The organism is Nostoc sp. NZL (assembly GCF_015714705.1).
In the GTDB taxonomy this organism is placed as follows: domain Bacteria; phylum Cyanobacteriota; class Cyanobacteriia; order Cyanobacteriales; family Nostocaceae; genus Nostoc; species Nostoc foliaceum_A.
This window is the reverse complement of record NZ_WBKL01000002.1, coordinates 20,389-27,417: the sequence shown is the minus strand read 5'-3', so window position 1 is coordinate 27,417 and position 7,029 is coordinate 20,389. Positions and strand designations below refer to the sequence as shown.

At 41.7% G+C, this 7,029-nt stretch carries 6 protein-coding genes; 3 read left to right on the top strand and 3 right to left on the bottom strand.

The window, feature by feature from the left end; genetic code table 11:
* Positions 1-101 precede the first annotated feature (101 nt).
* The 3 genes from F8R90_RS00600 to F8R90_RS00590 all read right to left on the bottom strand — a co-directional run bounded on the left by F8R90_RS00600 (position 102) and on the right by F8R90_RS00590 (position 1,401).
* On the bottom strand, positions 102-347 hold the full coding sequence (locus F8R90_RS00600; protein WP_190894024.1) for a hypothetical protein: 246 nt from the start codon (positions 345-347) through the stop codon (positions 102-104).
* Between the two features lie 121 nt (positions 348-468).
* Entirely contained in the window at positions 469-891 is a 423-nt protein-coding gene (locus F8R90_RS00595; protein ID WP_196508692.1) for a tetratricopeptide repeat protein, read from the bottom strand.
* 153 nt (positions 892-1,044) lie between these two features.
* Positions 1,045-1,401, bottom strand: coding sequence for an iron-sulfur cluster assembly accessory protein (locus tag F8R90_RS00590; RefSeq protein ID WP_152588670.1), 357 nt, complete (start codon positions 1,399-1,401; stop codon positions 1,045-1,047).
* Between the two features lie 328 nt (positions 1,402-1,729).
* Here F8R90_RS00590 and F8R90_RS00585 point away from each other — a divergent pair, with 328 nt between their 5' ends.
* From F8R90_RS00585 to zds, 3 genes are all read left to right on the top strand, one after another.
* Positions 1,730-3,370: a DUF6930 domain-containing protein gene (locus F8R90_RS00585; RefSeq protein WP_196508690.1), complete on the top strand. Its 1,641-nt coding sequence runs from the start codon at positions 1,730-1,732 to the stop codon at positions 3,368-3,370.
* A gap of 1,725 nt (positions 3,371-5,095) precedes the next feature.
* Positions 5,096-5,272 carry a CopG family transcriptional regulator gene (locus F8R90_RS00580; RefSeq protein ID WP_174710394.1) on the top strand — a complete coding sequence of 59 codons (177 nt, stop codon included), beginning with the start codon at positions 5,096-5,098 and terminating at the stop codon, positions 5,270-5,272.
* A gap of 275 nt (positions 5,273-5,547) precedes the next feature.
* A complete protein-coding gene (zds, locus tag F8R90_RS00575; RefSeq protein WP_196508688.1) occupies positions 5,548-6,987 on the top strand; it encodes a 9,9'-di-cis-zeta-carotene desaturase in 1,440 nt (479 codons plus the stop codon).
* The last annotated feature ends 42 nt before the right edge of the window (positions 6,988-7,029 follow it).

Here is a 7,029-nt window from a genome sequence, read left to right as displayed (position 1 = left end):
AAGGGAGCAGGGAGCAGGGAGCAAGGGAGAAGAATTTTCCCCTCTGCCCCCCGCACCCCGCCCCTCTGCCTCTTTCCTATGACCAATGCCCAATCCCTTAACTATTGACTAGATAGAAATTTTCTTGAAACCCAACTGATAATACCGCTGAGAATCGCACCGCCCATGAGGATGCCAATCGCTGGATTAAACACGGGTTGCCAGAGTTGATGCCACAAATCCAAACCCAGATTTACACCTACAGAATCTCCGATCGCAGCGATCGCTAACCAGACAAAACCAAACAAAACTAAAAAAACATCTGCGACTAAAATCGTGTTTAGCCAATTTAACAATTTATCTTTCATTTATCCTTTGATCTAATTGCCCCAAATTTTACGACTGGTAACTAAGTGATGGGTAAGTTAGAAGTGAGGATTTGCCAACTTGAATTTCACTCCTAACTCCTCACTCCCAATTCCTAACTTCTCACTCCTCCAACAGCCAATTTTTGACTTTGATCAAACTCTGCCAATCTGGTTTTCTACTTAAACCGTCTTCAATACTGCTTTTTATTTCATCGCGCCATTCTGGGTTGACATAAACTAACTGTTGTACTACGTCAATATGTTCTCGTAAACCTTTTTGACCTGTTTCCAGCATTGCTAAGGCGAGATTGACTCTAGCCTGTGGGTCTTGTGGATTTAACTTGACTGCCTTCTGTGCAGCTTTGTAAGCCAAGTTGGGTTTGTTATCGAGTAGATACAACCACGCCAAACAGATCCAAGCAGCACTCGTTTTAGGAGCGCGATCGCACACTTCTTTAAATACAGGGATTAAAGAATCTACTGCTTCTCCTGCTTTATAGCGTTCCAGACCTGTATCAAACAGGGATTCAACTGTTTGAGTCATAGTAAATTTGTCAATAATCATTAGTTAATAGTCATTAGTCATGATTCAATAGTCATAGACCAATAGTCAAGAGTCAAAAAACCTTGACTCTTGATTTTTGAGAGCGAGTTGACTCAATGGTGGAAACCCTCGCACGTGACCGGCTCCTTTTGACTAAACCCCAAATGACTTGCCGCAACCGCAAGTTTGGTTGGCATTAGGGTTAGTGAATTGAAAGCCACCACCAATCATGGCATCGCTGTAATCGAGCATTAAGCCGTAGAGATATAACAAACTCTTGCGATCGCTGACAATCTTGAAGCCATCATAGTCAAAAACTTCATCCTGCGGGGTGATCTTGCTAGTGTCTTCAAAGTCCATCATGTAAGACATCCCAGAACAGCCACCCTGACGGACTCCTACCCGTAAGCAGAAATCTGTGCCTTGCCTGTCCCGGAGGGATTTTACCTGGTGCAATGCGGCTTCGCTCAACAGAATTCCGCGTTGTTGAGGCTGAATTGCTTGTGTCATCTGCTTTTTCAACTCCTTAATTAATCTAAGCTTTACCCTGTATCGGCTTGTTAATGCCTCTGGGTTGTCCTTGGTGTTTTTGTATTCATTCTAGCGGCTTAGATGTCGCTAGATGCCAAATTGTAAACACTCCGTTAAAAGCAGCCAAAGGTTTTTATTCTAGAATTGAGAGACTCAGTGTGTTTATAGATTCGGTATTTTTGGAGTTCAAGCCTGGCAGCAGTCTGAGAAGCAACTATTTTTTCAGGTGCAGCCATAAAAACCTAATCTGAGGCTAGCTATCCCCCAAAGTTTACTTCCAAATTGCTTCTTTTGATTAACTTACTCTATGACAAGTTTTAATCGCTCTACCAGTCGTCGCTTGAAGAAATTAACTCAAATTCCTTCTGTATGGGAGGGCGATCGCCGTCCGTTGTCATCACCAAACCAGCACTCAGACTCAGAGGAAAAGGGAGAATGCATTCTTTGGGTAGATTACTCCCAAGGTGTAGTTCGAGGAATGGACGTGGTAGCTTCAGATATCGGCCCAGAAGCAATAGTTCGGACTTTAATGCGAGCAATGGAGCATCCCCACAGTCCGGCAAGACCTGCCAGACCCCAAAGAATTGTAGTCAAAGATCGTGAGATCCAATTTTACCTGCGGGGGGTGCTGCAAGATTTAGATATTGCCATTGACTACGCACCAGAACTGCCTTTAATTGACGAACTATTTCGCGGATTTGCTGACATCCTCGATAGTCAAACCCCCGACTTACCCCCACAGTATGCACAAATCTTGCGAGAGAAAGCATTTGCAATTTGGCAAGCAGCACCTTGGGAATTTTTGGAAGAACAGCAAATTTTGTCAATCGAGATTAATAAGTGGGATGTTGGCACACTCTACGCCTCAGTTATGGGAATGCTGGGAATGGAGTATGGGATTTTGTTTTATCGCTCAGAAGAGTCTTTAAAACGGTTTCGCGCCGCAGTTTTAAGAGATGAACAATCAACGGAGCATCTAGAAGAAGCGTTCCTCAAGCAAGATTGCCTGTTTCTCACCTTTGAGAGTGCTGACGAAACCGATGAAGATGAGGATGAAGAAAGTGATTTGGCGGATCTGCCATTATCAGAAATTGACCCCACGTTCGGTAATATCCACCCCTTAGAAGGACTACGGTCTGTTTTGTATGACGAAGAAGCACTGGTAATCTTCGTTGCGATCGAAAGCCTAAGCCGCTTTATTCGCGATCACCGTCGCCAGCTTCATGAGGACATCTTCCCTACCCTCAGCCGTCGCTATCGCGTTTCTCTGCCACAGTCGGAAGAATCAACTAAATCTGTGGCTGTGACAGTCTCTACTATGCCGCAGTTAGCAGCAGAATTAGAGGAAATGGCAGGCTTTGGTGTCGATAACGAGGAGATTGACAACCTTGGCTCACCGAATTTCCAATCATTGCAAGATGACTTAATACCGGAAGATTCCTTCCTCAGCTTAGGTGTAGTGTCCTGGGAAATGTTGGAGTACCTCCGTAAAGGGGTTAGCTACCATAAGGCTGGTGAAATCAAACAAGTGGGTGATGGTTTGCCGGTGATTTTAATTCAAACTTCCCGCCCCAAGGCTAAGACTGTAATTGAAAGAATTGAAGCAGCAGGTGGACTGAGAGCAATTTGCTTTAATCCAGGTGCCGATCCCTTCGATGGCGATCGCTACGACCTGGGTTTATTACAAACGCAAAATGGTGAATTGTTCCTATTCGGTGAATTTTTAGATGAAGATCCTATTCATGTAGAAGCCCGAAAAAAATGGAATCAGCGGTGTAAAAATACTAAGGGCTACTGTGGCTTAATCATTGCCAAAGGACTAACGGGAGCTTCCCGTGGCAATCCTCAGTTACGAGATATGATGGCTTTGTTTGAAGCGCGATCGCTTTCACCTAAAGATTTAGGTATTGGCACTCTCCAACTGATGCCCCAACTTAAATTGGAATAGTTGCACTAATCGCCGTAATCCTAAATGTCAGGTTACGGCTATGAGAAATTAAGTCGATGTGTATTTGATTCACAATATTGAGCAAACTCAGTGCTGAAGAGCAAGTGGTGTTACTGAGTGTTCAATAAATTGAAAAATATTTCGTACTATTGTACTTAGTACATATCCTGCACAGCAATACGGTCTTTTAACCCGATCTTTCGGAGTCTCCGACTCCCCTCAGAACTCAGCACTTTTCATCCTTATTCATCCGCGTCCCTCTCAGAGCGCTGGATTTTGTCATTTATATGTCAACTCCAATAGTCAACCAGTGATTAGAACTTAACTTCACCTAAATTTCATGAAGTATCTATATTCTCATAGTTTTCCAGTAATTTAATTGAAATATTTACTAGTATAAATCAGGACAAAGTACTAGAAAATTATTTACAAAGTCCGGTTTAATCAAACCTAAGCGACGCACTTCAATATCAGAATCTTTTTTTAACAAGTTTTTGACCTTAGGATCTTGTTATATATCAAGTTCATTAAGTAAAAGCTCAGGTGATATATTTTTCTTTGTAATTTTTTTATAAAGCATGAAAGTGAGCTTATTTATAGTCTAAATAAAGTTTATTTAAAGCCCAAAAATCATGGATATAATGAATACACTCCCAAAAAAAGTGAAGTATCTAATTATTTTTACGGTACTTTTACCAATAAATAATAGTTGTATTTCAAAATCTTTTTGGCAGTAATTTTTCTCTTACTTTAGATATAAAAAAGCGGTCTGATGTGGAATTTTTAGCTCAGTAATCAGCGAAAAATTATTTGTATAATCTTCTGATACATGAATACGAACCATGCAAAAAATATCGTTGAGCTTAAGACAAACTATATCGCTAGAGGGAAGATAAAACACATCTAAAATTTCATCGTATTTTTACGATGAAGTTAGTCTAAAAGCATGAAATAAAACTAAAATATTATTAGCAACAGCCAACTAACACCATATCTATTCTGGGATCATCATCTATGTAAAATTACAGATAATATTGTTAAAATTCACCAAATAATTGGGCTATTTACACCCAGCAAACTGAGTCTTGCCGCCTTTTTTATGGCTACTATATTGGCACAGAAAAACAATCAGCTTGATCGAGAGAAGCCAAAAATCATAAACGTTCAAGTAGCTCTTAACTTCTTAGTTACAGTAATGGGTGCAGATGGGTGTTTGTTCTAGAGCGATCGCTTATTTGCTTGCTTTTAAGTGATTATTCACGATCTCTACACACCACTTTAAACCACCTGTAAGCCAGCATTTCAGCATGATAATGATTCTACAGCTTTATTTTCTGGTGTTGTATCAGATGTTCTCTCCAAGTGGTTTTGGCGAACTTGGTTAAGAGAGAAGGTCAAATGCTTTCAATGGAGAATAACTTTGTAAATCATCATTGAGTCAACAGTAGGTGTCTCAAATTCATTTATCAAATTTCATTGCTAGGCTTTACTGATGCTGTTAGTAGGGTTATTATCCTCAAAAGCAAGTATGTGCTCTTTCTACTGTCACAATAGTAACAAATAAAGTGTAGTTTTTTGATTTCTTTAGAAAATGATGAATACTTTGACAAAACGAACATTTTTAATATTAATGGTATTACTTGTTTCCTGAGACAAACTCTGATAATCTTATCGTTTTCCTCTTTACTTAGACCCTTTCGACGATCTAAATATACAGCAAATAGCATGATAATGACAAATAAAAAATGGGCTGTGAAACGTATAACTGTCAATCTCGCAACACAGGAAGCGGAAAAACTAGAAAAATATTGTCAACAAACAGGTAGACCCGCAACCGATGTGATTCGCGAACTGATTAGAAGTTTGCCTGTCTCTGACGACGGCAAAGATGTAAACAAGTAAGAAGTTACTTTTACGACTTACCAGATCACTGCCTTGCCACCAAAAAAATAGCTATGATACTTTTTTGAGTCCGCCGCTATGGACAAGAGTTTGTCTAGCTGATACAGACGCGTTCTTCTCGCGTCTGGTCAATTGCCGGCACTAAAAGGAGTGATCAAAGAGGTTTTAGTATCGACATTGCCATGCCTTGATACACTAATGGAGTTGATATTAAGTAGCAAATTCCGACACCAACCCAGTTACAATCTGTAAAGAAACTGAAAAGGAACGACGGAATGCGCGTTGCAATCGTAGGTGCGGGACTAGCTGGGCTAGCAACCGCAGTGGATCTAGCAGATGCTGGTTGTGAAGTAGAGATTTTTGAGTCTCGTCCATTTGTCGGTGGTAAAGTTGGCAGTTGGGTTGATGGAGATGGCAACCATCTAGAAATGGGATTGCATGTATTTTTCGGCTGCTATTACCAACTATTTGACTTGATGAAGAAAGTGGGGGTGTTAGAAAACTTACGCCTCAAGGAACATACCCACACTTTTATTAACAAAGGAGGGCGCACTGGTGCTTTGGATTTTCGCTTCCTTACAGGTGCGCCTTTCAATGGCTTAAAGGCATTTTTCACGACTTCTCAACTATCGTTGCAGGATAAACTGCAAAATGCGATCGCTTTGGGTACTAGTCCCATAGTTCGTGGATTGGTAGACTTTAACGGGGCGATGAAAACCATCCGCAACTTAGATAAAGTTAGTTTTGCCGATTGGTTTCGCAGTCATGGTGGGAGTAATGGCAGCATCAAGCGCCTGTGGAACCCCATTGCCTACGCATTGGGATTTATTGATTGCGAAAATATGTCTGCCCGTTGTATGTTAACGATATTCCAGTTATTTGCTGTCAGAACTGAAGCTTCAGTTTTGCGAATGCTGGAAGGTTCTCCATCGGAGTATTTACACAAGCCCATTCTGGAATACTTAGAAGTTAGAGGCACCAAAGTTTACACCCGCCGACAAGTGCGGGAAATTCAGTTTACTGAATTAGAGGAACAAACCCGCGTCACTGGTATACTAGTTGCCCAAGGTGATACAGTAGAAACTATCACTGCTGATGCTTACGTTTTTGCCTGTGATGTACCAGGAATCCAACGCATCCTACCCCACGAGTGGCGTAAGTGGTCAGAATTTGACAATATTTACAAACTGGATGCAGTGCCAGTGGCAACAGTGCAGTTACGCTTCGATGGTTGGGTAACGGAACTGAACGATGGAGAGCAACGTAAACAGCTAAATCACGCGGCTGGAATCGATAATTTACTTTACACAGCCGATGCTGACTTTTCTTGTTTTGCCGATTTGGCGTTGACTAGCCCTGCTGATTATTATCGCCCAGGACAGGGTTCATTGTTACAGCTAGTGCTGACACCGGGAGATCCGTTTATTGCCCAAAGTAATGAAGCGATCGCACAGCACGTCCTCAAACAAGTCCATGAACTGTTTCCCTCGTCGCGGGAGCTAAATATGACTTGGTACAGTGTGGTAAAACTTGCTCAGTCTCTCTACCGAGAAGCGCCAGGGATGGATGCGTATCGTCCCAACCAAAAAACCCCAGTAGATAATTTCTTCCTTGCAGGGAGTTATACTCAGCAAGACTACATCGACAGCATGGAAGGTGCTACTATTTCTGGACGGCGGGCGGCAAAAGTGATTTTAGAGAGTTTGAAGAATTGACTTAGACACGCAGTGACTTGCCGCAGACTACCGCAAAGGACG